This is a genomic window from Dermatophilaceae bacterium Sec6.4, assembly GCA_039636865.1.
Taxonomy (GTDB): Bacteria; Actinomycetota; Actinomycetes; order Actinomycetales; family Dermatophilaceae; genus Allobranchiibius.
The window spans coordinates 2,952,204-2,978,479 of sequence record CP144172.1; the positions used below are offsets into that span (position 1 = coordinate 2,952,204).

Below are 26,276 nucleotides of genomic sequence, written 5' to 3' on the forward strand. Positions count from 1 at the left end.
GGATTCAGTCACTATCGTCGTCGGCGCCCGCGGGTACCGGCGCTTCCACCGGCTCGCGGTTGGTCCAGATCTCGGCGCGACGCTCGGCGTCCATGTCCTCGCGGGCCTCGCGCTGTCCGTCCTTGCGGGCGTGGAACTCATCACGCCGCTCAGCTCGCGTCGGTCGGGTCGGCTCGTCCAGCCGAAGGTCGGAGCCCCGGGCGCCGAGCAGCTCGGCCCCGGAGTACATCGTCGGCTCCCAATCGAAGACGACGGCGTTGTCTGCGGGCCCGATCAGCACCATTGAACCGGGAACGGCCCCGGCCTTGAACAGGGCCTCTTCGACGCCGAGGCGCGCGAGTCGGTCGGCGAGGTAGCCGACCGCTTCGTCATTGGCGAAGTCGGTCTGACGCACCCATCGGGTCGGTCGGTCACCGGCGACCCGGAACAGTTCCCCGTCGGGTGTTTCTTCGCGCACCACGGAGAATCCGGTGTCGTCGACTGCCTTGGGTCGCAGCACAATACGCTGCGGAACGATCTGCTCGGCCTCTTTGCGGGCAGCCACTACGTGCGCCGCCAACGCGAAGCTCAACTCTTTCAGACCCGTGTGCGCGACCGCCGATACGACGAACACTTCCAGCCCGCGTGCTTCCAGATCGGCGCGTACCATCTCGGCCAGCTCCCTGGCGTCCGGTACGTCGGCCTTGTTCAGGATGACGATGCGGGTGCGCTCCGCCAACGGGCGGCCACCCAGTGAATCGTCGGCGACGTACTCCGAGAGTTCGTGCTCGATGGCGTCCAGATCCGACAGCGGATCACGGTCGGACTCCAACGTCGCGCAGTCGATGACGTGCGCCAACACCGAGCACCGCTCGACATGTCGCAGGAACTCAAGACCCAGGCCCTTGCCCTGGCTTGCGCCGGGAATCAAGCCCGGGACATCGGCGATCGTGTAGCGCATCGCGCCGGCGGTGACGACGCCGAGGTTGGGCACCAAGGTCGTGAAGGGGTAGTCCGCGATCTTGGGTTTGGCCGCCGACATCACCGAGACGAGACTGGACTTGCCGGCCGATGGGAACCCGATCAACGCCACATCGGCCAGAGTCTTCAGCTCCAGGACGACGTCCAGCGCATCGCCCGGTTCGCCCAGGAGCGCAAAACCAGGAGCCTTGCGGCGCGGTGAAGACAGTGCGCGGTTGCCCAGGCCCCCGCGGCCACCACGGGCCGCGATGAAACGGGTGCCGGCCCCGACCAGATCGGCCAGGACGGTGCCGGAACGATCAGTGACTACGGTGCCCTCCGGGACGGGCAGGATGAGGTCTTCCCCATCGGCACCGTTGCGTTCGTCGCCGGCACCGGGCCGACCGTTTCCGCCGGCACGGTGTGGGCTGCGATGGTAGTCCAACAACGTCGTCGACTGTTGGTCCACGACGAGGACCACGTCTCCCCCACGCCCGCCGTTGCCGCCATCCGGTCCGCCCAGGGGCTTGAACTTCTCGCGCTTGACCGACGCCACGCCGTGACCACCGCTACCGGCACTCATGTGCAGTAGTACACGATCAACGAAATTGGTGGCCACGATGGATCCTTAAAGGAGAAAAGTTGAAAGGGACGGGCCCATCGGGCCCGCCCCTGCTCACATCTGGTGCGAAACGGCTTAGGCGGAGACGTCCTGCAACTGGGCGTCGACGATGTTGACGGTGCGGCGACCGCCCTTCTGACCGAACTGGACCGCGCCGGCGACCAAGGCGAACAAGGTGTCGTCCTTGCCGCGCCCGACGTTCACACCTGGGTGGAAGTGGGTGCCGCGCTGACGCACGATGATTTCGCCGGAGCGAACGACCTGACCGCCGAACCGCTTGACGCCGAGTCGCTGTGCATTGGAATCGCGCCCGTTCTTGCTGGACGATGCGCCCTTCTTGTGTGCCATGTGTCTGGAGCCTTACGTGTGGAGGAAACCTGCGTGCGAAGGAGAGAAGGAGTCGATCAGACCAGACTCAAGAATTGATCTCGGTGATCTTGACCTGTGTCAGGGGCTGACGGTGACCCTGGCGCTTGCGGTAACCGGTCTTGTTCTTGTACTTGATGATGGTGATCTTGGGGCCCTTGGCGGACTTGATCACCTCGGCCTTCACGGTGACCTGCGCCAACTTCGCGGGGTCACTGGTGATGGTTTCGCCGTCTACCAGCAGCAGCGGCTTGAGCTCGAAGCTCTCGCCGGCCTGCACGGTGATTTTGTCAATGATGAGGACGTCGCCCACGGAAACTTTCTCCTGGCGGCCGCCTGCGCGAACAATCGCGTACACGTCGGAACTCAACCTTTCGTCATGGCGCACTCGCTCTGGTATGACCGGCCAACAGCAACCCTGCGGAGCAGGACGTCGAAACGGTGGGAGCGCCAGCCTTTGATCTTACTGGTCAGATGATGGGGCTTACAAATTCACCGCAGCCCGGGTCGGCCCGTCAACAGCAGCCACCGGCGAGTCTGCGATGACCGGCCGACCGGCAGGGGCTACGGCGCGCTTGCGTTTGCGCCGTGCGGGCGGACCAGCAGCAACTGTCTGCGCGACCGGCTCAACAGCCGGCGCCGAGCCGACCTCCGGCGCTGCGTCAGCCGCTACCCGGGTCGTCTGTTGCTGCACAGCAGGCTCTGCCCGGGGCGCCGGACCGGCCGAGGCCTCAACGCGACGCACCTCTGCATGGACTGCTTCGATCGACTCCTTGGCGACGTCGTCGGCCTTCTCGCCAGCAGTGACGGCCGCCGCGTGAGCAGCTGCTGCGATCTGAGCGGCTGACGGACCCGAGGATGGCGGCGCAGCCTCGACGACCGGCTCCGGTCGTGCCTTGGACCGCCGGCCGCGGCCACCGTTGCTGCCGTTGTTGCTGCCGCCGCCATTGCCTGCAGAGTTGTTGGTGCCGGACTGGTCGCCGCGCTGGCCGGAACCTCCGTCGCTGCCGCCGGATTTGTCGACGGGAGTGTCGTGCACGATCAACCCGCGCCCCCCGCATGCCGTGCATTCCTCGGAGAACACCTCGATCAGCCCCGACCCGACCCGCTTACGGGTCATCTGCACCAGCCCGAGCGACGTCACTTCGGCAACCTGGTGCTTGGTCCTGTCGCGACCCAGACATTCCAGCAGTCGGCGAACCACCAGATCGCGGTTGGCCTCCAGGACCATGTCGATGAAGTCGACGACGATGATGCCACCGATATCGCGCAATCTCAGCTGCCGCACGATCTCCTCGGCAGCCTCGATGTTGTTCTTGGTGACCGTCTCCTCCAGGTTGCCGCCGGAGCCGACGAACTTGCCGGTGTTCACGTCGATCACCGTCATCGCTTCGGTGCGGTCGATGACCAGGGAACCACCCGAGGGCAGCCACACCTTGCGGTCCATGGCCTTGGACAGCTGCTCATCAACGCGGTGCACGGTGAACAGGTCCTGCTGACCGGTCCACTTCTCCAGCCGTCCGGCCAGATCCGGGGCGATCGCCTGCAGGTAGTGGTGCACCTGATCGAAGGCAGTGTCACCGGAGATGACCAACTTCACGAAATCTTCGTTGAACACGTCGCGGATGACCCGCAGTGCAAGATCCGGCTCGCCATGCAGCAACGCGGGTGCGTGGCCGGATTTGGCGTCCTTCTGGATCTTTTCCCAGGTCGCCTGCAACCGCTCGACGTCGGCTTTGAGGTCAACCTCGCTGGCGCCTTCGGCCGCAGTACGGACGATCACCCCAGCATCGGACGGCACGACCTCTTTCAGGATCTTCTTCAGTCTGTTGCGCTCGACGTCGGGCAACTTGCGGGAGATCCCCGTCATCGCGTGGCCCGGCACGTAGACCAGGAACCGCCCGGGCAGCGAAACCTGAGAGGTCAGCCGCGCCCCCTTGTGCCCGATCGGGTCCTTGGTGACCTGGGCGAGCACCGATTCGCCGGACTTGAGCGCATGCTCGATCCGCCGGGCCTGGCCGTTCTCCAGGCCGGCGGCGTCCCAGTTGACCTCACCGGCGTACAACACGGCGTTGCGGCCACGACCGACGTCGACGAAGGCGGCTTCCATGCTGGGCAGCACGTTCTGCACGCGGCCCAGGTACACATTGCCGGCCATCGAGGACTGCGCGGAGTTGCGTGACACGTAGTGCTCGACGAGCACACCGTCCTCGAGCACACCGATCTGCGTGCGACCCTCACGTTCACGCACCACCATGATGCGCTCGACGCTTTCGCGGCGGGCCAGGAACTCCGCCTCAGTAATGACCGTCCGGCGCCGTCCGGCCTCCCGGCCTTCGCGACGGCGCTGCTTCTTGGCCTCCAGCCGAGTGGATCCCTTGATGGAAGTGACCTCGTCGCGACTCGTGCGCGGCTCACGGACCCTGGTCACGGTGCCGGGAGGATCCTCACTGTCGGATCCGGCTCCGCTGCGACGGCGACGACGGGTGCGCTTGCGACCATCGCCCTCCGCCGCGCCGTCGGAATCCTCGGGGCCGTTCGCATCCTCGGATACGGCTGATTCGCTACCGGCATCCTGATCCTCGACCTCGTCGCCCTCATCGGTCGACGTCGAATCCGCAGCCTTGACGCCGCGCGATACACCGCTGCGCTTCGGACCATCCTGTTTCGTCTGCTTCGGAGCGCCCTGATCGGCGTCGGGAGGACCGCCGTCTGCCTTGGGTTTGCGCCCGCGGCCGCCTCGACGGCGGGCCCGCGGTTCATCGTCACCGTCGCCATCGGCACCCGACGGGGAACGATCAGTCTCAGTGCTCGAGGAATCGCCGTTGTCGGCGAAGTCCCTGCTATCCCTGGATTCCCTGCTGTCCCTGGCCTCGCTGGCATCGCCGGCATCGCTGTCTGGGGATGCCGGTCGCTGCGGCGCTAGACGCGGTGCCCGCCGGGTGGTGTCGGGCGCCTGGAACAACAACCCGAATGATGGGATGGCGGACGTAGGGGGGGCAGCTGCAGTCGGCTGCGAACCGGAGTCCGTGGAGTTTCCGGAATCCGTCGAGTCTGCAAATGGGTCGTTGTCATCGTGGGGCGCCATCGCGCCTCCTTCTGGTCAGCACACGGTGCGTCCACAACACGGGGACCGGGGGGTCCGCACGCCCGCGTGAAGCGGGTACAGGCCGGTCGCGTCGTGCGCGACCGAGAAAGTCGGCTGTTGCGGCACGATCGGCTCGCGCAAAGCGCGGCACCGGTTGGCCGTCGTCCCTCAACGTGACGCGCATCCGGCGGTTCGGAGCCGGGCGAGACGTCCGTCGGGACGGGGCACCCTGCGCGTTGTGCGACACCTGGTGACCTCGATGATCATCTCACACACCAGCCGCCCACTCGGGACGTTTGCGCTCAGCAGGGTGGCCCGGTCAATCGGCGCGCTGCGCGGTCAGGGGGTCCGCGATGCTCCCATCCACCTGCAGCGGACCCTGTCGTAGCCGGGTAACCAGCGGCGAGCGCACCGGGTGCAGGTCCGCGATCTGTGCCAGAGCGGCCAGCACGTCGTCAGGGCGTACCGATGGGGTGAGATGTCGCAGCTGCACCGTCAACACCGAGAGGTACGGCGGTGCGGAACGAGTGGTGTCGGCGCTCAGGATGGCCGCACGCACATCGAACGTGCGCGGGCCGCTCTTCATCATCCGGGTGACCTCCACCTGCCCGCTGTCCAGCAGTTTCGCCAGCGCACCGGACAGGGTGTCGCAATCGACATCAGCGAACTGCAGCATCCAGTCGCTCGCCTCGAGCAGATCTGCTAACGCGCCGCTCTGCGCCTCGCACACCGCGACGATTGCCAGATCACCGGGCAGGGCGTCATCCAGCTCGTGATGCACCGCCTCAGGGTCTCGTCGCTCACGTAGTTGCAGCTCGAAGTACTCCGCCTCACTGGCAGTTCCGGTCGCGGCGGCATTGGCGTAACTGATCCGCGGGTGCGGATGGAACCCGGCCGAGAATGCCATCGGGATGCCCGCCCGACGGATGGCGCGTTCCAACGCACGCTGAAAGTCCCGGGTAGAGGAGAAACGCATTCGACCGCGTTTGGCGTACTGAATGCGCAGCTTCTGCACCGCCGGGTCCGGTACGGGCCCCTCCGGGACCCGTTGACGGATTGGCACGGGGACTCAGACGACCGTCAGCGGCAACAACCTCTTGCCGGTCGGGCCGACCTGGATCTCGGTGTTCATCTGAGGACACACGCCGCAGTCGAAGCACGGGGTCCACCGACAGTCCTCGACCTCGGTCTCGTCCAGCGCGTCCTGCCAGTCCTGCCACAGCCAGTCCTTGTCCAGGCCGGAGTCCAGGTGGTCCCACGGCAACACTTCGTGTTCGGTGCGCTCCCGGACGGTGTACCAATAGATGTCGACCGCAGAATCTGCGAATACCTCACTGGCACAGCTCATCCAACGCTCGAAGGAGAAGTGCTCACTCCACCCGTCGAACCGGCCGCCGGCCCGCCATACCGCCTCGATCACGGGACCGACCCGACGATCACCACGCGAGAGAAGTCCTTCGATCAGACCGGGTTGGCCATCGTGATAGCGGATGCCGATCGCGGACGCGTATTTCTTGTCGGCCCGGATGGCCACCCGCAGTTTGGCCAGGCGGGCGTCGGTCTCCTCAGGGCCCAGCTGCGCGCACCACTGGAACGGAGTGTGCGGTTTCGGAACGAATCCGCCGATGGAGACCGTGCACCGGATGTCCCGCCGCCCGCTGACCGCGCGGCCAGTTTCGATCACCCGTTTGGCAAGGTCTGCAATCTGCAGGACGTCCTCGTCGGTCTCCGTCGGAAGGCCGCACATGAAGTAGAGCTTGACCTGCCGCCATCCAGCGCCGTAGGCAGCCGCAACGGTCTTGATGAGGTCGTCCTCGCTGACCATCTTGTTGATGACCTTGCGGATGCGTTCCGAGCCGCCCTCCGGAGCGAACGTCAACCCGGAGCGTCGGCCACCGCGGGTCAGCTCATTGGCGAGATCGATGTTGAACGCGTCGACCCGTGTCGAAGGCAACGACAGCCCCGTCTGGGTGCCTTCGTACCTGTCCGCCAGACCCTTGGCGATGTCGGCGATCTCGGAATGATCCGCCGAGGACAGCGACAACAGGCCCACTTCTTCGAAACCGGTCGCGTCGAGACCCTTCTTGACCATGTCGCCGATACCGGTGATGGAGCGCTCCCGGACGGGGCGGGTGATCATGCCGGCCTGGCAGAACCTGCACCCTCGGGTGCAGCCGCGGAAGATCTCGACCGACATCCGCTCGTGCACGGATTCGGCCAACGGAACCAGCGGCTGCTTGGGGTACGGCCAGGCGTCCAGGTCCATCACGGTGTGCTTGGAGACGCGCCATGGGACACCGGTTTTGTCGGCGGCCGGTGCCACCCGCTGAATTCGGCCGTCGGGCAGGTAGTCGACGTCATAGAAGGCCGGTACGTAGACACCACCGGTACGCGCCAACCGCAGGAGCAACTCGCTGCGCCCACCGGGGCGCCCCGCACCCTTCCAGGCCGCGATGTGGTCGGTGATCGCCAGGACCGCCTCTTCACCGTCGCCGACGACCGCGGCATCGATGAACTGGGAGATCGGCTCGGGGTTGAATGCCGCGTGCCCCCCGGCGATCACGATCGGATCGTCGGGGCCACGGTCGGCCGCATGCAGCGGAATCCCCGCAAGATCCAGCGCGGTGAGCATGTTGGTGTAGCCCAGCTCAGTGGCGAAAGAGAGCCCGAAGACGTCGAAGTGCCCGACCGGGCGGTGACCGTCGACCGTGAACTGCGGCAGGCCGGCGGCCCGCATCGCTGCCTCCATGTCGGGCCACACCGAATACGTGCGCTCGGCCAGGGTGTCCGAGCGCTCGTTCAGCACCTCGTACAAGATCATGACGCCTTGGTTCGGCACGCCGATCTCGTAGGCATCGGGGTACATCAACGACCACCGAACCGTCCGCTCACGGCCCTGATCATCGAATCCCCCGCAGTTCCACTCCTTGCACGTGGAGTTGAGCTCGCCGCCGACATACTGGATCGGCTTGCTCACCTGCTCCAGGAGCGGTTCGAGGTCGTAGTAGATGGACTCACCCTGCATACCCGTCAGCCTAGGCCGGGTCAGTCGGTATAGAGCGCATCCAGGTGCTCGCCGTATTTCCTGGTGACGACCTTGCGCTTGAGTTTCAGGCTCGGCGTGATCTCACCGTCTTCGATGCTCAGGTCATGGTCCAGGATCAGGAAGCGTTTGATCTGCTCCCACCGGTTCAGTCCGGCGTTCAGCTGGTCCACGTAGCCCTGCACCATGTCCCGGGCCCGGTCCGACGTCACGATGGTGCGGTAGTCCGCGCCCGCCATCCCGTTCTGCTTGCCCCAGTCCGTCATGGCTTCCTCATCGAGGGTGATCAGCGCCGAGACGAACTTGCGACCGTCTCCTTCGACAACGAGTTGCGAAGAATAGGGACACAGGCCCTTGAACGTCGCCTCGATCTGACCAGGCGCGACGTATTTCCCGTTGGAGGTCTTGAACAGGTCCTTCTTGCGGTCGGTGATACGCACGTGTCCGCTGGGCAGGATCTCGGCGATGTCACCGGTATGCAGCCAGCCGTCCTTCAGCGTCTCCGCAGTTGCTTCGTCCAGCCCGCGGTAGCCCTGCATCACCCCAGGACCCTTGACCAGTAGTTCGCCGTCCTCGGCGATCTTGACCTCGGTGCCCGGCAGCGGCCACCCCACGGTGCCGATCTTGTTCGTATCAGGCCGGTTCACACACGTCGCCGCACTCGTCTCGGTCATGCCGTAGCCCTCCAGGACCGGCATCCCCATCGAATCGAACCACTGGGCGACCTCGGAATTGAGCGCTGCAGATCCGGAGATGAAGAACCGGATGCGCCCCCCGAAGCGCTCCCGGATCTTGCTGAGCACGATCTTGTCGCCGATACGGTGCTGCAGAGCGAGCAGCCCGCCGACGCTCTCTTCTTCCGAACGGCGCTGCGCGACGAGTTTGCCGTTGGCGCTGGCCCAGTGGAACAGCTTGGCCTTCACACCGCCTTCGCTGTCCATCATCGTGTTGATGCGGCCGTACACCTTCTCGAAGATGCGCGGCGCCGCGCCCATCCAGGTCGGGCGAACCACCGCGAGGTTCTCGGTGATTTTGTCCACGCGTCCGTCGATGGCGGTCGGGAAACCGATCTGGATCGGCAGGGTCAGCAGCAACTTGCCGAAAACATGCGAGAGCGGCAACCACAGGTACTGCAGATCCTGCGGCGTGAGCAGACCCGTTGAGTCGGTCGCAGCGACCTCGTACATCCAGGAACCATGCGCGAGTCGCACGCCCTTGGGGCGGCCCGTCGTGCCTGATGTGTAGATCAAGGTAGCGAGATCGTCGGGGCCCAGCGCCTCGACCCGCTCCTCGAGAGCGCCTTCGTGCTCGCGTAGGTAGTCGGTGCCCAGTGATTCCAGGTCAGCGAGGGAGATCACCCAGTCGCCATCGCCCGCCCCGTCGATCACGACGACTTTGACGACCTCCGGGATCGCATCGCGCCCACCTCTGAGCGTAGCTACCTTTGCATCGTCCTCGGCGATCACCACCGTGCTGCCGGAGTCAGAGACGATGTAGAGCATGTCGTCCGCGGTGGACGTCGGATAGATCGTTGTCGTTGCAGCACCCGCGAGCATCACCCCCAGGTCGGCGAGCGCCCACTCCACCCGCGTCGACGCGGCGATTCCGATGCGGTCCCCCGCTTTCACACCGAGCGCCAACAGTCCCCCGCCGATGGCGCGCACCCGCGCGTCGGCCTGGGACCACGTCAATCGCGCCCAGCCGTCACCGGCGGGATAGCTGTACGCATGCGCGGAGGGGGTTTTCTGCACCCGATCGATGAAGAGATGGGCAACCGAGGGCGCCCGGTCGTCGATGACGGACTGGTCGAACTTCTCGTCCTGCATAGTGATCATTGCTGACTGCTCCAGGATGGATGGGACGTGGCCGGTGTGGCCTGCGCCACCCTACTGCCCAGTCAACTTCCGCGCCCGCGCGACGTCGCGACCCATCTGATCTATCAGCTCTTTCACAGATTCGAACCGGACGTTGCTGCGCAGCCGCTCCTGGAACCGGATCGTGACGACCTCGTCGTACAGGTCCAGATCGGTGCGGTCCAGCACATACGCCTCGACCGTGCGGTGCACTCCGTCGAAGGTCGGGTTGGTCCCCACCGAGATCGCAGCGGGCAGCGTCTCAGCCGTAGCGTCAGCGCGGACCAGCCATCCCGCGTATACCCCGTCGGCCGGCACGAAACCCGTCGCGTCCTGGGCCAGATTGGCGGTGGGATAACCGAGCTCGCGCCCTCGTTGAGCCCCGTGGACCACCATGCCGGTTACCGCGTGCTGACGACCCAGCACCCGCGCGGCTGAAGCCACGTCGCCGGCCTGCAGATCGGACCTGACCTGACTGGAGGAGTAACGGCCGTCCTCCCCGACGTCCTGCAGCACCCGGACCTCGAAGCCGAACTCAGCTCCGAGCTCGCGCAATGTCTGCACGTCTCCGACGTTACGTGCCCCGAATCGGGTGTCCCGCCCGACGACGGCAGCGGTGGCGCCCAGGGCCTGCACGAACACCTCGTGCACGAAGTCGCGAGGGGACATTGCGGCGAGTTGCAGCGTGAACGGCATGACGAGCACTGCGTCCAGACCGCTGGCCTCCAACTCGCTCAGCCGATCCTGTAGCGAGCCGATGGCAACAGGCGCCCGATCGGGGTACAGGACGGCCAGCGGGTGAGGGTCGAAGGTCACCGCCACCGAGGTTCGGCCGGTATCGCGCGCCAACTGCACGACGGACGACAGCAGGGCTTGGTGCCCACGATGCACCCCGTCGAAGTTGCCGATCGTCACCACAGAGGGCCCGAACCCGGACGGAACGTCGCGGATGTCGTTCAGACGCAGCACGGCGTCACTCTAGCTCGCGAAGAGTTCCTTCTTGTTCAGGCCAAGGGCGTACCAGGCGCCGACAGCCAGGACCCAGGTCCCGACGAACACGCCGACGATGATGAACCCGACGCCGTCGAGGTTGACTGATCCGATAGCGGCCACCGGCCCGCTGGTGAGGTCCAGGCGGTCGGCGAAGATCGAGCACAGCTCGATGGTGCCGATGACGACCGCGACGAAAATCGACAGTCCGGTCACTGTCGCGTTGTAGTACAACCGTCGCAGCGGTTGCGCGAAGGCCCACTTGTAGGCCTTACCCATGAAGACCCCATCTGCAGCATCCAGCAGACTCATCCCGGCGGTGAAGAGTATCGGCAGGGTCAGAATGGCGTACCAGGGCAGCGCGTAGGCCGCCGCCCCACCTGCGAGCACCAGCAGGCTGATCTCGGTCGCAGTGTCGAAACCGAGGCCGAACACAAAACCGATCGGGTACATCTGGGCCGGTTTCGTCACCGCTCGCGTCATGCGCCCCAGGAACCGGTTGAACAAGCCACGGTTCTGCAGGTGATCCTCCAGCGCAGCTTCGTCCAACTCGCCGCCACGGGCGCTGCGCCAGACCCGAATGATGCCCATCAGGGCTGCAAAATTGAGCAACGCGATGATCCACAGGAATATCCCCGACACCGACGTACCGATGAGACCCGTGACGGTGTGCAGGGTCGAGTTACTGTCCGTCACCCCGCGCCCCAGCGCCCTGATACCGAGCGTCAGCAGCAGGCAGAGCCCGAAGACGACCGATGAGTGGCCCAGGGAGAACCAGAAGCCGACGCTCAGCGGTCGCTTACCGTCGGTCAGCAGCTTGCGGGTGGTGTTGTCGATCGCCGCAATATGGTCGGCGTCGAACGCATGCCGCATACCGAGGGTGTACGCGGTGATCCCCAGTCCCACTCCGAACACACTCTTGGTGCCGAGCCCGTAATGAGCTGGGGCAATCACGGCGAACAGCAGACCGAAGCCGATCACGTGTAACGCGATGATGGCCGCGGTCATCCCATAGACAGACCGACGATCTTCGGCGGTGAACTCGGCTGCGAAGGCGCGGATACGACCCAGGCTCGGCGCATCTGTCGCAGATTGAGCCATGGAGTGTTCCTCACGTCGGAGCGATACATGCAGCCTCCGAACAATAGCTCCCAAATGCGATGCTGTCGCACGAACTGGCGATCAGCCGTTGACGAGCCTCGGGAACACCACGAGTGACCGGGTCGTCTCCCCCGACTGATCCAACATCGCCACCAGCTCGCCGTCCTGGCCCAGCCCGGCGACCGGCCGGCCTGTCACCCGATTTACGGCGGCAATGTGCTTGCCGTGTCGCAGGTCGCGTTCTTCGTCGTCGGTCAGTTCGCGCACGGCGAACTGGGCGCGCGCCACGCGCGCCATCGGCACGATCGGAAGTGGCCCCTGCGCCTGCCTCATCGCCAGGAGCACCTCCAACTCAGCGGCATCACGGATCTGCAATCGGCCGACTCTGGTGCGCCGTAACGCCGTCAGGTGCCCACCGACACCTAGATCGGCTCCCAGATCCCGGGCCAGCGCCCGCACGTAGGTGCCGGAGCTGACATCGAGCTCCACGTCCAGATCCAGCATCGCCAGCCCGCCGGCTTCGGCCGATCGCGTCGCCACCACCTCGAACCGCCCCACCTGCACGGGTCGAGCAGCAAGGGCGACCTGCTCGCCGCCGCGCACCCGCGCGTAGGACCTCACCCCGTCGACCTTGATGGCGCTCACGCTGCTGGGGACCTGTTCGATAGGTCCTGTCAGACGAGCGACCGCGCGATCCACGGCCTCCCCGGCCACCCCGGAGGCGTCTGCGGACGACACGATCTCGCCCTCTGCGTCGTCGGTGATGGTCGCCTGACCCAGCCGAATGGTGGCCGTGTAGGTCTTGTCGCACCCAACCAGGAAGGTCAGGAGCTTGGTGGCCCGTCCGATACCCAGCACGAGCAGCCCGGTGGCCATCGGGTCCAAGGTGCCCGCATGACCCACCTTGCGGGTCTGCACGAGGCGACGCGAGCGGGCGACGACGTCGTGGCTGGTCCAACCGGCCGGCTTGTCGACCAGTAGCAAGCCGTCGATGCGCTTACTCCGACTTCTTGTAGGGGTCGGCCTCACCGGCATAAGTGGCCTGAGCCTTCGCCTCAGCCAACTCTGCATCGCGTTCCCGGGCGGCCTGCAGTGCGTCCTCGATCTGCGCGGCGCCCTCCGGAATCGCGTCGGGTACGAACTCCAGCGACGGGGTCAGCCGGATACCGAGTCCCTGACCGACGTGGGAACGGATGCGACCGCGGTACTCCTGCATCACCTTCTCGGTGTCCAGGCGCTCCTGATCGGAGCCGAAGATCGTGTAGAAAACCGAGGCATGCTGCAGGTCACCAGTAACCCGGACGTCGGTGATGGTGACGAATCCCAGCCGCTCGTCCTTGATGCGGTGCTCCAGGTACTGCGCCACCAGCGACTTGATACGACCGGAGACCTTGCGTGCGCGTGCGGGATCAGCCATACCCGCATCCTCGCACCGCGCACGGCCTGGACGCGAAACCGGGCCGATGCTCAGGGTTTGCGGGCGACGATCAGGTCGCGGTCGATCGATACGTCGACGCGGTGCCGCAGGTCGTCGTACCCGACACCGGTGACCACCTCGAGCCCGTGGTCGATCAGCAGCGACGCCAGCTCGTCCCGGGGCGACACGTGGCGGTTGAACGAGATCCCCATGGCTCCCCCACTACGCAATGCCCGCGCCCAACCTGGCATGGCCTGGTCGAGCAGTTCGAGCGGACTCCGCACGACCTGGTCCGTGTGCGCACCGTGCTGAATCCCGTAGGGAGTGTCCGTCACGATGACATCGACGCTGCGGGCCCGCAGCAGACCTCCCAATTCCCGGGTATCGGTGCACAGGTACTCCACCCGTTGCACCTGCCCGGCCCGGAAATCCTCCTTGGTCGCGGCGATCTCGATCTGCACCCGTCGACCACGCGTCCGACCATCGGTGCGCAGCCCGCCCTCCTGGACGGTGTGCTTGTACCGGTGCTGTCGCATCCAGGTCTTGATGAACGCCGTGTACGCCTCGTGATCCTTGCGGTCGATCTCGACCCCCGTGACGTCGTATCCGAGGGACAGAGCCACATTCAACGTCGTTCCACGCCCGCACATCGGATCGAGTACCTCCAACGACCCGTCCAACCACCGCTGCGGCCTCGCCGTCGCTGCGGCCGTCACCCCGAGCGCAAGGCGGGTCCACTGCTCATTGGTCTTGCCGGCGTACTTGGGGATGCTCACCAGGTCGCTCGGATAGACCACGCGGCGTCGTAGCTGTACCGGCCGCAACAGCTCTCCCACCCGCTCGAACAATGCAGCGCTCGCCGACAGGTTCGAGAGCACCTCGACCAGCTGCTCACCATCGCCGTTGACAGCGAGGTACTCCACCCCCGCGAGGTCGGCGCTTCTGATCTGCACCGGCCCACTGCAGAGTGCGCCGGTCAACACCCGCGCCTCCGCCGCCACGAGATCTCGCGCGGCACCGGCATAGACCCGGTTCGCACTGGGGGCTAACAGTAGGAGGAGATCGGTCACGCGCACACGGTAGCCGCGCCGTCGCGAGCCTGCTGCGGTCGCATCTTTTGGTGAGGGTGCTGCTATTGCATGACCCTCACCAGAAGAAGCGACCCGCCACCCCTGGCAGGGGTGGCGGGTCGCTTCTTCGGTGGCCCTACTTACGGGGCTTTTCGCGCATTTCGTAGGTGGTGATCAGGTCGCCATCCTGCAGATCGTTGAACGATCCCAGGTTGATACCGCACTCGTACCCATCGCGAACCTCGGTGACGTCATCCTTGAAGCGCCGCAAACCGGCGATCTCCAGGTTCTCGGTGACCACGACACCATTACGGGTGATCCGCGCCTTGCTGCCACGACGCAACAGACCCGACCGCACCAGCGAACCGGCGATATTGCCGAACTTGGAGCTACGGAAGATCTCACGGATCTCCGCGGTACCCAGCTCTGCTTCCTCGAACTCCGGCTTGAGCAGACCCTTGAGCGCTGCTTCCAGCTCCTCGATGGCCTGGTAGATCACCGGGTAGTACCGGATCTCCACACCCTCCTTCTCGGCGTAGGCAGCGTTCTGGCCCTCGGCCCGCACGTTGAAGCCGATGATGATCGCTGTAGCGGCCACCGCGAGGTTGATGTTGTTCATCGTGATCGCACCGACGCCGCGGTCGATGATGCGTATCTCGACCTCTTCGCCGACATCGATCTGCATCAGCGCATCTTCCAGCGCCTCAACAGATCCGGACCCGTCGCCCTTGAGGATCAGGTTGAGGGTCTCGACCTTGCCCTGTGCGAGCGTCTGGTCCAAGTCCTCCAGGCTGATCAACTTCCGGTGCCTCATCAGCTGTGCCCGTCGGTTGTCCGCTTCCTTCAGCTCGGCGATCTGCCGGGCCTTGCGGTCATCCGAAACCACGATGAAGGTGTCGCCGGCGCGCGGCACCGCTGCCAGACCCGTGACGAGCACGGGACGGGACGGACCAGCTTCGCGCACGTTGTTGCCGTGCTCGTCGAGCATGGCGCGAACGCGACCGTGCGCCACGCCTGCGACGATCGAATCGCCGACCCGCAGCGTGCCTCGCTGCACCAGCACGGTGGCCACTGCACCTCGACCGCGGTCCAAATTGGCCTCGATCGCGACACCACGAGCTTCGATGTCCGGGTCCGCCCGCAGATCGAGCGCAGCATCGGCGGTCAACAGCACTGCTTCGAGCAGCGAGTCGATGTTCTCGCCCTGCTTGGCCGAAACGTTGACGAACATCGTGTCGCCGCCGTACTCCTCGGCCACCAGGTTGTACTCGGTCAGCTGCTGACGCACCTTGTCCGGGTTGGCACCCGCGACGTCCATCTTGTTGACCGCCACGACGATCGGCACACCGGCCGCCTGAGCGTGGTTGAGCGCCTCAATGGTCTGGGGCATCACGCCGTCGTCTGCCGCGACCACCAGGATCGCGATGTCGGTCACCCTCGCACCACGAGCACGCATGGCCGTGAAGGCTTCGTGACCAGGGGTGTCGATGAAGGTGATCGCACGCTCGGCACCCTCGTGCTCGGTGTGCACCTGGTAGGCACCGATGTGCTGGGTGATGCCACCGGCCTCGCCCTGGGCGACTTCGGCATTACGGATGGCGTCCAGCAGACGCGTCTTACCGTGATCGACGTGACCCATGACCGTGACGACGGGAGGCCGCGGCTGCAGATCCTCGTCGGTCTCGGCCTCGACCTCGGCGTCGAGATCGATGTCGAAGGAGGCAAAGAGCTCCTTCTCCTCGTCCTCGGCTGAGACGACCTGGATGTTGTATCCCAGCTCGGCGCCCAGCGCCATGAAGGTGTCCTCATCCAGCGACTGGGTCGCCGTGGCCATTTCACCGAGGTGGAACAGCACCGTCACCAAACTTGCCGGATTGGCATCGATACGGTCGGCAAAATCGCTCAGCGACGCACCGCGACGAACCCGCACCACGGTCTTGCCGTCACCGTGCGGCACGCTGACGCCACCGATGGTGGGCGCCTGCATCTGCTCGAATTCCTGACGCTTGGCGCGCTTGGACTTACGTCCGCGAACCTTGCCGTTCCCTCGACCGAATGCACCGGGAGCCGCACCGCGGGCAGGCCCGCGACCGCCACCGGGACGACCGGCGAAACCACCCGGACGGGCGGGACCGCCCGCTGCGCCACCGGGACCACCACGGCCACCGCCGCCGCGTGCCGGACGCTCACCCGGACGGGCAGCAGCAGCACGGTCTGGCATCATGCCGGGGTTCGGGCGTGCGCCACCAGGGCCACCACCTGGGCCTATCGGTCGACCGGCAGCCGCAGGTCGTGGTCCTGCTGCGCCACCCGTACCTCGGGCGCTCGCGGGGCGGGGCATGCCCTGCTTGTCCGCGAACGGATTGTTGCCGGGTCGGCCCGGCGCAGAAGCCTTGGGCGCTGTGCCCATGCCCTGTCTCGGGGCGAACGGATTGTTACCGGGGCGCGGGCCCGCGGGTCGAGGACCGGCCGGACGGGCGCTACCACCGCTGGTGGCGCCACGGGTGGGCGGCGCCTGACTTGCCGCCGCGGCCGGGGTCTCCACGACAGCTGCGGGGGCCTGCGGCTCGGGGGCCGCCGGCGTTGCGGCGGGCGTAGGTGCGGGCTTCAGTGCGCCAGGCATGGAAGGCGTGTAAGGCACAGCGGGCCGGACCGGTCCGGCAGCAGCGGGGGTCTGCGCTGCGGACCCACCGGTCGGGGCGCCGGAACCTGCACCTACCGGGCGGGGAGCGACACCCTGGCCACCAGGTCCTGGGACCACGCTCGGCCGCGACGGGGCCTGCGGCTCCTTCGCGGCAGCGGGCACCGAGGATACGGCTGGCGCAGCGGCTGATCCAGGCGACGCGGGCACGGCAGGAGCCGTGGGACCGGGCATACCGGGCTTGGCCGCGCCGGCAGGGCCGCCGGGCTTCGGCGATGATTTTTCGTCCGGCACCGGGGTGGCCGGGGCTGCCGACCCTGCGCCGGGCGGCGGATTTTCTTTGATCTTGCGCACCACGGGCGCTTCGATCGTAGAGCTGGCGGTCTTGACGAACTCGCCCTGCTCTTTGAGGTAGTTGAGTAATTCCTTGCTCTGCATCCCGAGCTCTTTTGCGAGCTCGTGAACCCGGACCTTTGCCACGCTTCTCCTGTATGGGATCTGCGACGGTCCGAGCAGCGGCCGGGACATCCCGGTTGCAGCACAGACCGTCAGTTAGTTGGTGCTCATTACTGAGAACTCATCGAGTGCTCATAGCGTTGAACCCGCTTCCGGTCTTGTCTCGCCGCACACGGCGGCAGGTCAATTCATCAGTCGTGCAGTGATCTCGCAGATGCTGTCACGCAACGGACGGACATCGATCTCACGGGAGTGCGTCACCGGGAAGGCCCGACTGAGCGCACGACGTTTGACCGCCTTGTCCAAACATTGCAAGTCCGGGTGCAACCAGGCCCCTCGGCCCGGAAGACAGCCGCGCACGTTGAGTACGACGCTCCATCCGTCATCCCCAGCGACCGCGGCTACCCGCAACAGCTCTGACCGATCGGCGCGACTCCTACATCCCACACACGTGCGCAAGCCCCGATGGGCAACCGCTGACGAGGTGGCATGGCGGATCCGCTCCCGCTCGACCATCGCCAAGTCTAACCCAGACCAGAAGGACGGTCATCCCCGCGATTCGCTGATGCGCTCTGGCTGTCACGGTGATCCGGGGCCTCGGACGCAGCGGCCTCGGTGGCCGTGTCGGAGCGAATGTCGATTCGCCACCCGGTCAACTTGGCAGCCAACCGCGCATTCTGACCTTCTTTGCCGATCGCCAGACTCAGCTGGAAGTCGGGCACGATAACGCGAGCGGCCCTCGCGCGGTCGTCGACGATCTGGACGGACTGCACTCTGGACGGGGACAGCGCAGAGGCGATGAACCTGGCCGGGTCGCGGTCGAAGTCGACGATGTCGATCTTCTCCCCGTGCAACTCCGTCATGACGGCCCGGACGCGGGCACCCATCGGGCCGATGCAGGCGCCCTTCGCATTCATTCCGGGCACCTTTGTATGGACGGCGATCTTGCTGCGGTGACCTGCTTCACGTGCCAGCGCGGCAATTTCAACGCTCCCGTCGGCAATTTCCGGGACCTCGAGCGCGAACAGCTTGCGCACCAGGTTGGGGTGCGTTCGCGACAGCCCGATGGACGGACCTTTGAAACCCCGCTTGACGCTCACCACGTAACACCGCAGGCGCTGCCCGTGGACGTATCGCTCACCCGGTACCTGCTCGGCCAGCGGAAGCAGCCCCTCGATGTTGCCGAAGTCGACATGCACGTTGCGCGGGTCGCCCGACTGCTGAATGACCCCTGCGATGATGTCGCCCTCGCGCCCACGGAAGTCACCGAGGATGGCCTCGTCCTCGACGTCCCGCATGCGCTGCACGATGACCTGACGCGCCGTCGCTGCCGCGATCCGGCCGAAATCGGTAGGGGTGTCATCGAATTCGATCCCCGGTTCAGGGGTCACCGGCTGAGGAGCGTTCTCGTCGCCGTCCACCCCACGACGCGCTGTCGCTTCGCGGTCTTCACGTACGAGCACTGCGACCCGACCGCTCGCGCGGTCCAGATGGACCCGGGCCTGACGGTAACTGCCGTCGATGCGGTGATAGGCCGCCAACAGGGCCTGCTCGATCGCGGGAACGATCACATCCATCGGGATTTCCCGCTCACGCTCGAGAGCGCGTAATGCCGCCATGTCGATATCCATCAGTCCTGCTCCTCGCTGTCGGTGTCGATATCGATGTCCGAGTCGATGTCGGTATCGATATCTGTCAAAGCTTCGCGCGGGGGGTTGAACTCGAGCTCGATCCGGGCACGCTCGACCGTGACGTACGGAACGGTGTGTGTAGTGCTCTGGTCAGATTTCGCGACCGGCACCGCGAAGTCGAAATCGTGCTCCCCGGCGCCCGCAATGCGACCGATCACACGGGTGTCGTCATCGGTAACGGTCAGGTTGATCAGTCGGCCCACGTTTCGTCGGAAATGCGCTGCCGTCGTCAGGGGCCGGTCGGTACCGGAGGATCCGACCTCGAGCACATAGGGAGCCTCACCCATCGCATCGGAATCGTCGAGTGCATCACTGACGGCGCGCGTGATGTCGCCTACCTCGTCCAACGAGAGCGGGGTGAGGATCGAGGTGCGGTCCTCGTCGTCGACCTGCACGGCGCGGTCCACGAGGACACGCACGAGTCGGCGCTTGCCCGCGGGGGTGACGGTGATCGCCTCGAGCACCATCCCCGCGCGCTCGAGCACCGGGATCAGGAGCGCCTCTATTCGCTGGGTACGCGCACTGGGTGCTGTGCTGGGAGCTGCCACGTTCATCTGCCCCACCTTCCCGGTATTTTGTTGTGTGGATCACGAACCGCCCACCTTACCCGGCGGCAGCGGCCCGATTCGCCTTACCGGCCGGCGGGCAGCAGCCCTCGACGCCGCAGAATGCAGCGCTCGATCGGTGCGAAGACGGTGACTTCGACGATCACTCCCACCAGCAGAATCAGCACGATCGCGCTGAGCACCGCTGGTATGTCGGAGTCCTGCGATCCGTTGCTCAGCAGCCCCCCGAGGCCCGTGCCCAGTGACGAGGAATTGGCAATGAGTTCAGCGGCCATCAAGGACCGCCAGGCGAACGCCCATCCCTGTTTGAGGCCCGTGACATAGGCAGGCAGGGCTGCGGGCAGCAGCACCGAGCGCATCAGCTCCAGCCTGCGCGCACCCAGAACGGTGCCTGCCTCGCGCAACAGAGGGGGCGTCTGATCCAGCCCACCGATCAGTCCGTTTGCAATCGATGGCACCGACCCCAGCAGCACGACGGTGTAGATCACTCCCGGACCTCCGGGGAAGATCACCAGGGCGAAGGGCACCCAGGCGACTGAGGGCAGCGACTGCATCCCCGACAACAGGGGTGCGACACCGCGGCGCAACAGGCGCACCTGGCCGACCACAGCGCCCAGCACGGTGCCGATCAGTACCGCCGCGGCGAAGCCGATGAGGCCACGGTGCAGGCTGATCCAGGTTGCGTGCAGTGCAGTGCCGTCCGCTATCGAGGACCACAATCGACTGCCGACCACCGACGGGGTGGGCAGCACCCAGGTCGGCCGGATTTTGCTCAGACACACCGCCTCCCACAGCGTCACCAGGACGGACAACACGACCAGCGGCGCCAGGAACGAGGACACGACAACCCGCCGGGGACGAACGCCCAGGGGCGAATCCAGGGCGTCGAGTCCATCGCTGAGATCGGCCAACTGCACCGGCGTCTCCGACGTGATCTGCTCAGGCATACGCATGTCGACCGATCTCTGCGCGCAGCGCCGCCGTGATCTGCGATATCAGCTCCGGCACCTCATCGGCTGTAATTGCGCGAGTGTCCCAGGTCTGCAGTACCCGGCCTGGGCGCGAGGACAGCAGGACGATTCGCTGGCCGAGCAGGACCGCCTCCCGGACGTTGTGGGTGACGAACACCACTGACAGCTGATCCGTGCGCCACACAGCCAACAGCTCCTCGTGCAACAGATCTCGGGTGATCGCGTCGAGAGCAGCGAACGGTTCGTCCATCAGCAGCAGTCGCGCACCCTGCGCCAGACTGCGCGCGAGAGCGATGCGTTGACGCTGCCCGCCGGACAGTTCGTGGATCGAGCGGTGGGCCACATTGGCCAGCCGCACCGACTCCAACAACCGACGACACCGCTCTGGGCGTGCTTTTCGTGCAACCCCGGCAAGTCGAAGGGCGAGGTTGATGTTGCCTTCAGCGGTCAACCAGGGCATCAGCGCCGACTCCTGGAACATCAGCGCCGGTTGCCCGCCCACTGCGTGCACCTGGCCTTCGCTCGGGCGCTCCAACCCGGCGAGCAGCCGCAGCAGTGTGCTCTTGCCGCAGCCGGAAGCCCCGAGGACGGTGACGAACTCCCCCGGCGCGACGTCGAGGTCGACGCCGTCCAACGCGAGCACTGCATCCGGGCCGTGCCCGTAAATTTTGCGAACGGACCTCATGCGGGCGGCGTAATCCTGGGTGTCATCGGTGGGCTGCCGTTGTGGCTGCGCGGTGATGCTCATCTGGTTCCCCCTGTCGTGACATCGAGTCCAGCGTCGGAAACTGTTGGTAGGCGTAGCTGCTGCAGAACGCGGTTGAGCACGCTCAGGTCGAAGATTCCGCGTAGATCCGGAATTTCCGACAGCACGCCGACCTGCACGGCGTGCCGCGCCAGCGTGCGCAGAGTGGACGCGTCGGGATCCCAGCCAATGTCGACGTCGGCCAACGCCGACCTCAGCACCGCGTCCGGCAACCGACTCCCGGTCAAGGCGATGAGATCTGTCCGCAACAGTCGTACTGCGCGCGATCGATCGCGGGTGATCCCACGGGTGGTGGCCACCTGCGCCGTCAACAGTGCCGAGACGGTGTGCGGGTACTTCCGCAGGTAACTGGCCGAGACGACCAGATCTGTCGTGGCGAAGGTCCCCCGCGGCCACAGGGAGCGCTCGTTGACCAATACCCGTCCGCCGGCTGCGACCAACCGGGCAACCCACGGTTGCGGCAGCCATGCGGCGGCAACCCGCCCTCTTTTGAACAACGCAAAGGTCATCGCGTTGCTCTGTGACACCAGATCTACGGTGCGCGTTCCTGATCCCTGCCAGGCCAGACCATGAGCCGTCAGGTAGGACTTCAACGCAAGGTCCTGCGTGCCGCCCCGCTGCGGATCCGCCACCACCTGACCCGCCAGCTGGGACACGTCGCTGATATGGGGCTGGACCACCAACCCCGCCCCACCGGAGGCCGCACCCGCCACGATCCTCACCGCCTCGCCGTTACTGCGTAGGAACGCCGTGATGGCCGGGTTCGGCCCGATGTAGGCCGCGTCGACCACACCGGCAAGCAGTGCCCGCACGGCGTCGGGACCGGCCGCGAAGATCTGGGTGCTCAGTTTCGTGGCGCCGAGAGTCCGTCGGTAACTTCCGTCGCCGATCCCGATCACCGGGACGGCATGCGCCACATTGGCGAAATACCCGAGTCGCAACTGGGCGGCCTGCCCCGGTCCGGCGACTACTGGTCCATCACCGATGGATGCGGCGGCTGCCGATGTGCTGTCCATTCCCGTGGCGCCGCAGGCGGTGGTGCCGATGCTGAGGAGCCACAGCAGCAGGCCGGCGGCCCAGCGGGGCGCGAGTCGCGCAGTTGTCATGAAAGGTCCTCGGGCACCTGGGGTCGCGCGGCTGCACAACAGACGGAGGAGAAGCGGAAAGGTTTGGATCGCGACTCAGGCCACCGATACGCCCAGGTCCGCACCGGCCATACAGGCAGCGAGGGTGGCTCCGGTGGCGGGGTCGATGATGACGAAACCTCCGGTCGTGCGCTGACTGCGGTACTCGTCGATCGCCACAGGTGCCGCCAACTGCAGAGTGCATCGGCCGATGTCATTGAGCTGCAGCGCTGCCGAGCTGTGCGACCACTGCAGATCGTTGACATTCCACACGTGGGTAACGGGCCCGAGCATCGCGCGCACGGTCTTCGTGCCCGCCTTGACCAACACTCGCTGCCGCACAGTGGAGGCCGCGTCGCCGAGCCAGGTGACCACCGCGTCCAGAGATCGAGTGACTGCAATGGGCTCGGTTGTCGTGAGCACCTCTCCGCGGGCGACATCGAGCTCGTCCGTGAGGCGAATCGTCACAGACTCTCCGGCGACCGCGATCTCCTGCGGGCCGGTCGGTGTGTCAATCGCCAGTACCCGCGAAGTGGTTCCCGACGGGCTGGCGTGCACGACGTCACCCACCCGAACGCGCCCAGAAGCCACCCGTCCGGCGAGGCCCCGGTAGTCGGGATACGCGGGCGTCCGCGGCCGGATGACCAGCTGTACCGGCATCCTGAACGGCTCATCCGTATCGTCGTGCTCAGTCCCGAGGTCTTCCAGCAGTGACAGCAGCGTCAGGCCTGCGTACCAGGACGGCGCGGGTGCGGCCACTCCCTCACCGGTCAGCGCACTGATCGGTACGGCAGTGACCAGACCCAGCCCGACCCCTGCGGCAATCTCCTGTAACTGGACCTCGACTTCATCGAAGCGTGCCTGCGACCAGTCGACCGCGTCCATCTTGTTGACCGCAAAGATCACCCGCGGCACTCGCAAGAGAGCCAGGAGCGCCGCATGACGGCGGGTCTGCATCGAGGCTCCGTGCCGTACGTCGACCAGGACGACTGCTGCGTCGGCTGTTGAAGCGCCGGTGACTGTGTTACGGGTGTACTGCAAGTGTCCAGGAGTGTCGGCAAGAATGAAACTTCGCCGATCGGTGGCAAAGTAGCGGTAGGCGACATCGATGGTGATGCCCTGTTCCCGCTCGTCGCGCAGGCCATCTGTCAGCAACGCGAGGTCCATCTGGGTCGCGCCCCGGTGTCGACTCGCCGCCTCGACCGCGTCGTACGTGTCCGCGAGGATCGACTTGCTGTCGTGCAGGAGGCGGCCGACCAGAGTGCTCTTGCCGTCGTCCACCGATCCTGCGATGACGAGACGTAATGGGACATTCTGTAGTGAACTCATTAAAAATATCCCTCACGTTTGCGGTCTTCCATCGCCGCTTCGGACAATCGGTCATCGGCCCGCGTCGCACCGCGTTCGGTCAAGCGGCTGACCTTCACTTCTTCGATGACCTGCGCCACCGTGCTCGCGTCGCTCTCCACCGCTCCGGTGCACGATCCATCGCCGACGGTTCGGTAACGCACCGTGCGCGTACTCAGTGACTCAGCACCACGGGGACCGCCCCACGGACCAGGAGTCATCAGCATCCCGGCACGGTTGAAAACCGGTCGCTCGTGGGCGAAGTAGATACTCGGCAGTGAGACGTTCTCTGCCTCGATGTAACGCCATACGTCGAGCTCGGTCCAGTTGGAGATCGGGAAGACGCGAGTGTGTTCACCGGGCGCGTGGCGCCCGTTGTAGATGCGCCACAGCTCTGGGCGTTGTCGCCTGGGATCCCACCCCCCGAACGCGTCGCGGATGGAGAAGATCCGTTCTTTGGCCCGCGCCCGGTCCTCGTCGCGCCGTGCCCCACCCAGCAACGCATCGAAGCCGTACTCAGAGATGGTGTCCAGCAGCGGGATCGTCTGCAGCGGGTTGCGGGTACCGTCGGGGCGCTCGACGAGACGACCGTCGGCAATCCACTCTTCGACCTTGGCTACAACCAGCGTCACGCCCGCTTCCGCGACGATGCGGTCCCGGAAGTCGATCACCTCGGCCAGGTTGTGGCCGGTATCCACGTGCAGCAGCTTGATCGGTAACGGGGCGGGCCACAGCGCCTTGAGCGCAAGATGCAGCACGATCGCTGAATCCTTACCCCCGCTGAACAGCATTGCCGGGCGGTCGAATTCAGCGACCACCTCACGGATGATCTCGATCGACTCCGACTCCAGATCACGTAACGCGGCTAGGTGGGCGGCCGTTGTCGACGCTGTATGCACGCTCATGCGACCTCGCTCTCATCGGTGATCTCGCGGTTCTGGCGGGCCAAGCCGAGCAGGGCGTCGACGGCCTGCCCCAGCGGGACGTGTGCGGTGTCGATGCTCATCTCGGGCAGTAGTGGCGGTTCGTACGGGTCGTCCACACCCGTCATCGCAGTGAGCTCGCCGCGAGCCGATCGGGCATACAGACCTTTGACGTCCCGCTCCCTGCAGATCTGGAGCGGGGTCGATACATAAACCTCGCGATAGGTGATGCCTGCACCGAGATGCTGATCACGGACGGCGGCGCGGGCCCGTTCATACGGGGCAATCACCGGCACGATGACGGTCACCCCATGCCGGGCGAGCAGCTGTGCGACGAAGCCCACCCGGCGTACGTGGGTATCGCGGTCGGCACGGCTGAAACCCAGCCCGGCAGACAGGTTGGTACGCAGTTCGTCACCATCGAGTAGCTGCACCGGCACCCCATCCAGGTCGAGCCGCACGGCGAGCGCCTGAGCGATCGTCGTCTTTCCCGCGCCGGACAGTCCGGTCAGCCAGATCGTCTGCCCGCTCATAGGTGGATCCCACATTCGAGCTTGTCGACGCCGACCCATCGTCCGGAACGGGCATCGGCACCGAGCGCGACCCGCGCGGTGCAGGGCGCGCAGCCGATCGACGGATACCCCTGGGACAACAGGGGGTTCATGATGACGTCGTGCTCGCGCACGTAGTCAGCGACCTGCTCATCGCTCCATCCAGCCAACGGAGCAAGTTTGATCCGATCACGACGCTCGTCGAATGAGACCACCGCGGTGTCGGCGCGGGACGCACTCTCGCTGCGCCGCAGACCGGTCGCCCACGCGTCGTAGCCGTCAAGGGCGTCATCGAGCGGATGCGTTTTCCGCAGGGCACAGCACAGGTCCGGATCCCGATCGTGCAACCGCTCGCCGTACGTCACATCCTGCTCGGCAACGGTCTGCGCGGCGTGCAGGGTGACGACGCGGACCGCGTACTCGCGCTCGACCTGATTGCGAACAGCCAGTGTCTGCGCAAAGTGATAGCCGGTATCGAGGAAGAGCGCATCGACGCCGGGGAGCACGCTGCTGGCCAGGTGCAGCAACACCGTGTCCTGCATCGACGCGGCGACAGCAAATCGACTCCCGAATGTGTAACCCGCCCACGCGATGACCTGCGACGCGCTGGCATCGTGCAACTCCCGCGCGCCATCCGCTGCGAGGTCGCGCAGTGTTGTCGTGGCGGTCATGATGCTACCGATCCACGAAGTCCGTGGAACTGCACCACGAACACCCGCAGGCAACTGCCGCAACTCCATGCACCTCGGGG

The 26,276-nt window shown here is 65.8% G+C and carries 23 protein-coding genes; all 23 read right to left on the reverse strand.

What is annotated here, in order from left to right:
* Positions 1-4 precede the first annotated feature (4 nt).
* Positions 5-1,558, reverse strand: coding sequence for a GTPase ObgE (gene obgE, locus V3G39_14115; GenBank protein ID XAS75776.1), 1,554 nt, complete (start codon positions 1,556-1,558; stop codon positions 5-7).
* 78 nt (positions 1,559-1,636) lie between these two features.
* Entirely contained in the window at positions 1,637-1,909 is a 273-nt protein-coding gene (rpmA, locus tag V3G39_14120) for a 50S ribosomal protein L27 (GenBank protein XAS75777.1), read from the reverse strand.
* Positions 1,910-1,976: 67 nt separating this feature from the next.
* Positions 1,977-2,297, reverse strand: coding sequence for a 50S ribosomal protein L21 (gene rplU / locus V3G39_14125; GenBank protein XAS75778.1), 321 nt, complete (start codon positions 2,295-2,297; stop codon positions 1,977-1,979).
* A gap of 114 nt (positions 2,298-2,411) precedes the next feature.
* A complete protein-coding gene (locus V3G39_14130; GenBank protein ID XAS75779.1) occupies positions 2,412-5,015 on the reverse strand; it encodes an Rne/Rng family ribonuclease in 2,604 nt (867 codons plus the stop codon).
* A 319-nt stretch (positions 5,016-5,334) separates the two neighbouring features.
* Positions 5,335-6,072 (reverse strand): TIGR03936 family radical SAM-associated protein, encoded by a 738-nt coding sequence (locus tag V3G39_14135; GenBank protein ID XAS78247.1) that lies wholly within the window; start codon positions 6,070-6,072, stop codon positions 5,335-5,337.
* Positions 6,073-6,084: 12 nt separating this feature from the next.
* Complete coding sequence (locus tag V3G39_14140; protein XAS75780.1) at positions 6,085-8,040, reverse strand: TIGR03960 family B12-binding radical SAM protein; 1,956 nt, start codon at positions 8,038-8,040, stop codon at positions 6,085-6,087.
* Between the two features lie 20 nt (positions 8,041-8,060).
* Positions 8,061-9,893, reverse strand: a complete 1,833-nt coding sequence (locus V3G39_14145; GenBank protein XAS75781.1) for a long-chain fatty acid--CoA ligase — start codon at positions 9,891-9,893, stop codon at positions 8,061-8,063.
* Between the two features lie 51 nt (positions 9,894-9,944).
* Entirely contained in the window at positions 9,945-10,880 is a 936-nt protein-coding gene (locus tag V3G39_14150) for a bifunctional riboflavin kinase/FAD synthetase (GenBank protein XAS75782.1), read from the reverse strand.
* A gap of 9 nt (positions 10,881-10,889) precedes the next feature.
* On the reverse strand, positions 10,890-12,002 hold the full coding sequence (locus tag V3G39_14155) for a HoxN/HupN/NixA family nickel/cobalt transporter (GenBank protein XAS75783.1): 1,113 nt from the start codon (positions 12,000-12,002) through the stop codon (positions 10,890-10,892).
* 81 nt (positions 12,003-12,083) lie between these two features.
* A complete protein-coding gene (truB, locus tag V3G39_14160; protein XAS75784.1) occupies positions 12,084-13,031 on the reverse strand; it encodes a tRNA pseudouridine(55) synthase TruB in 948 nt (315 codons plus the stop codon).
* On the reverse strand, positions 13,000-13,419 hold the full coding sequence (rbfA, locus tag V3G39_14165; protein ID XAS75785.1) for a 30S ribosome-binding factor RbfA: 420 nt from the start codon (positions 13,417-13,419) through the stop codon (positions 13,000-13,002). The genes truB and rbfA overlap by 32 nt, the downstream gene beginning before the upstream one ends.
* A 50-nt stretch (positions 13,420-13,469) precedes the next feature.
* Entirely contained in the window at positions 13,470-14,489 is a 1,020-nt protein-coding gene (locus V3G39_14170; protein XAS75786.1) for an SAM-dependent methyltransferase, read from the reverse strand.
* Positions 14,490-14,625: 136 nt separating this feature from the next.
* Positions 14,626-17,610, reverse strand: coding sequence for a translation initiation factor IF-2 (gene infB, locus V3G39_14175; protein ID XAS75787.1), 2,985 nt, complete (start codon positions 17,608-17,610; stop codon positions 14,626-14,628).
* A 159-nt stretch (positions 17,611-17,769) separates the two neighbouring features.
* The gene (locus V3G39_14180; protein ID XAS75788.1) at positions 17,770-18,102 is read right to left on the reverse strand and encodes a YlxR family protein; all 333 of its coding nucleotides are present in this window, start codon (positions 18,100-18,102) and stop codon (positions 17,770-17,772) included.
* A gap of 8 nt (positions 18,103-18,110) precedes the next feature.
* Positions 18,111-19,217, reverse strand: a complete 1,107-nt coding sequence (gene nusA, locus V3G39_14185) for a transcription termination factor NusA (protein XAS75789.1) — start codon at positions 19,215-19,217, stop codon at positions 18,111-18,113.
* Complete coding sequence (gene rimP, locus V3G39_14190; GenBank protein XAS75790.1) at positions 19,217-19,831, reverse strand: ribosome maturation factor RimP; 615 nt, start codon at positions 19,829-19,831, stop codon at positions 19,217-19,219. The genes nusA and rimP overlap by 1 nt, the downstream gene beginning before the upstream one ends.
* Before the next feature lie 77 nt (positions 19,832-19,908).
* Positions 19,909-20,796 (reverse strand): ABC transporter permease subunit, encoded by an 888-nt coding sequence (locus V3G39_14195; protein ID XAS75791.1) that lies wholly within the window; start codon positions 20,794-20,796, stop codon positions 19,909-19,911.
* Positions 20,783-21,499 (reverse strand): ABC transporter ATP-binding protein, encoded by a 717-nt coding sequence (locus V3G39_14200; protein XAS78248.1) that lies wholly within the window; start codon positions 21,497-21,499, stop codon positions 20,783-20,785. The genes V3G39_14195 and V3G39_14200 overlap by 14 nt, the downstream gene beginning before the upstream one ends.
* 59 nt (positions 21,500-21,558) lie before the next feature.
* Positions 21,559-22,686 carry an ABC transporter substrate-binding protein gene (locus V3G39_14205; protein ID XAS75792.1) on the reverse strand — a complete coding sequence of 376 codons (1,128 nt, stop codon included), beginning with the start codon at positions 22,684-22,686 and terminating at the stop codon, positions 21,559-21,561.
* 75 nt (positions 22,687-22,761) lie between these two features.
* Positions 22,762-24,033 (reverse strand): GTP-binding protein, encoded by a 1,272-nt coding sequence (locus V3G39_14210; protein ID XAS75793.1) that lies wholly within the window; start codon positions 24,031-24,033, stop codon positions 22,762-22,764.
* A complete protein-coding gene (gene cysD, locus V3G39_14215) occupies positions 24,033-24,956 on the reverse strand; it encodes a sulfate adenylyltransferase subunit CysD (GenBank protein ID XAS75794.1) in 924 nt (307 codons plus the stop codon). The genes V3G39_14210 and cysD overlap by 1 nt, the downstream gene beginning before the upstream one ends.
* Positions 24,953-25,507 carry an adenylyl-sulfate kinase gene (gene cysC / locus V3G39_14220; GenBank protein ID XAS75795.1) on the reverse strand — a complete coding sequence of 185 codons (555 nt, stop codon included), beginning with the start codon at positions 25,505-25,507 and terminating at the stop codon, positions 24,953-24,955. Before cysC ends, cysD begins: the two co-directional genes overlap by 4 nt.
* Positions 25,504-26,196, reverse strand: coding sequence for a phosphoadenylyl-sulfate reductase (locus tag V3G39_14225; GenBank protein XAS75796.1), 693 nt, complete (start codon positions 26,194-26,196; stop codon positions 25,504-25,506). Before V3G39_14225 ends, cysC begins: the two co-directional genes overlap by 4 nt.
* Positions 26,197-26,276: the final 80 nt, after the last annotated feature.

Bases quoted from the DNA above. Each gene is read 5' to 3' on its own strand.
- rpmA (XAS75777.1), bottom strand. From the start codon at position 1,909: ATGGCACACAAGAAGGGCGCATCGTCCAGCAAGAACGGGCGCGATTCC.
- V3G39_14130 (XAS75779.1), bottom strand. From the start codon at position 5,015: ATGGCGCCCCACGATGACAACGACCCATTTGCAGACTCGACGGATTCC.
- V3G39_14140 (XAS75780.1), bottom strand. From the start codon at position 8,040: ATGCAGGGTGAGTCCATCTACTACGACCTCGAACCGCTCCTGGAGCAG.
- V3G39_14145 (XAS75781.1), bottom strand. From the start codon at position 9,893: ATGATCACTATGCAGGACGAGAAGTTCGACCAGTCCGTCATCGACGAC.
- V3G39_14155 (XAS75783.1), bottom strand. From the start codon at position 12,002: ATGGCTCAATCTGCGACAGATGCGCCGAGCCTGGGTCGTATCCGCGCC.
- rbfA (XAS75785.1), bottom strand. From the start codon at position 13,419: ATGGCTGATCCCGCACGCGCACGCAAGGTCTCCGGTCGTATCAAGTCG.
- V3G39_14180 (XAS75788.1), bottom strand. From the start codon at position 18,102: ATGGTCGAGCGGGAGCGGATCCGCCATGCCACCTCGTCAGCGGTTGCC.
- nusA (XAS75789.1), bottom strand. From the start codon at position 19,217: ATGGATATCGACATGGCGGCATTACGCGCTCTCGAGCGTGAGCGGGAA.
- rimP (XAS75790.1), bottom strand. From the start codon at position 19,831: ATGAACGTGGCAGCTCCCAGCACAGCACCCAGTGCGCGTACCCAGCGA.
- V3G39_14195 (XAS75791.1), bottom strand. From the start codon at position 20,796: ATGCGTATGCCTGAGCAGATCACGTCGGAGACGCCGGTGCAGTTGGCC.
- V3G39_14200 (XAS78248.1), bottom strand. From the start codon at position 21,499: ATGAGGTCCGTTCGCAAAATTTACGGGCACGGCCCGGATGCAGTGCTC.
- V3G39_14205 (XAS75792.1), bottom strand. From the start codon at position 22,686: ATGACAACTGCGCGACTCGCGCCCCGCTGGGCCGCCGGCCTGCTGCTG.
- V3G39_14210 (XAS75793.1), bottom strand. From the start codon at position 24,033: ATGAGTTCACTACAGAATGTCCCATTACGTCTCGTCATCGCAGGATCG.
- cysD (XAS75794.1), bottom strand. From the start codon at position 24,956: ATGAGCGTGCATACAGCGTCGACAACGGCCGCCCACCTAGCCGCGTTA.
- cysC (XAS75795.1), bottom strand. From the start codon at position 25,507: ATGAGCGGGCAGACGATCTGGCTGACCGGACTGTCCGGCGCGGGAAAG.
- V3G39_14225 (XAS75796.1), bottom strand. From the start codon at position 26,196: ATGACCGCCACGACAACACTGCGCGACCTCGCAGCGGATGGCGCGCGG.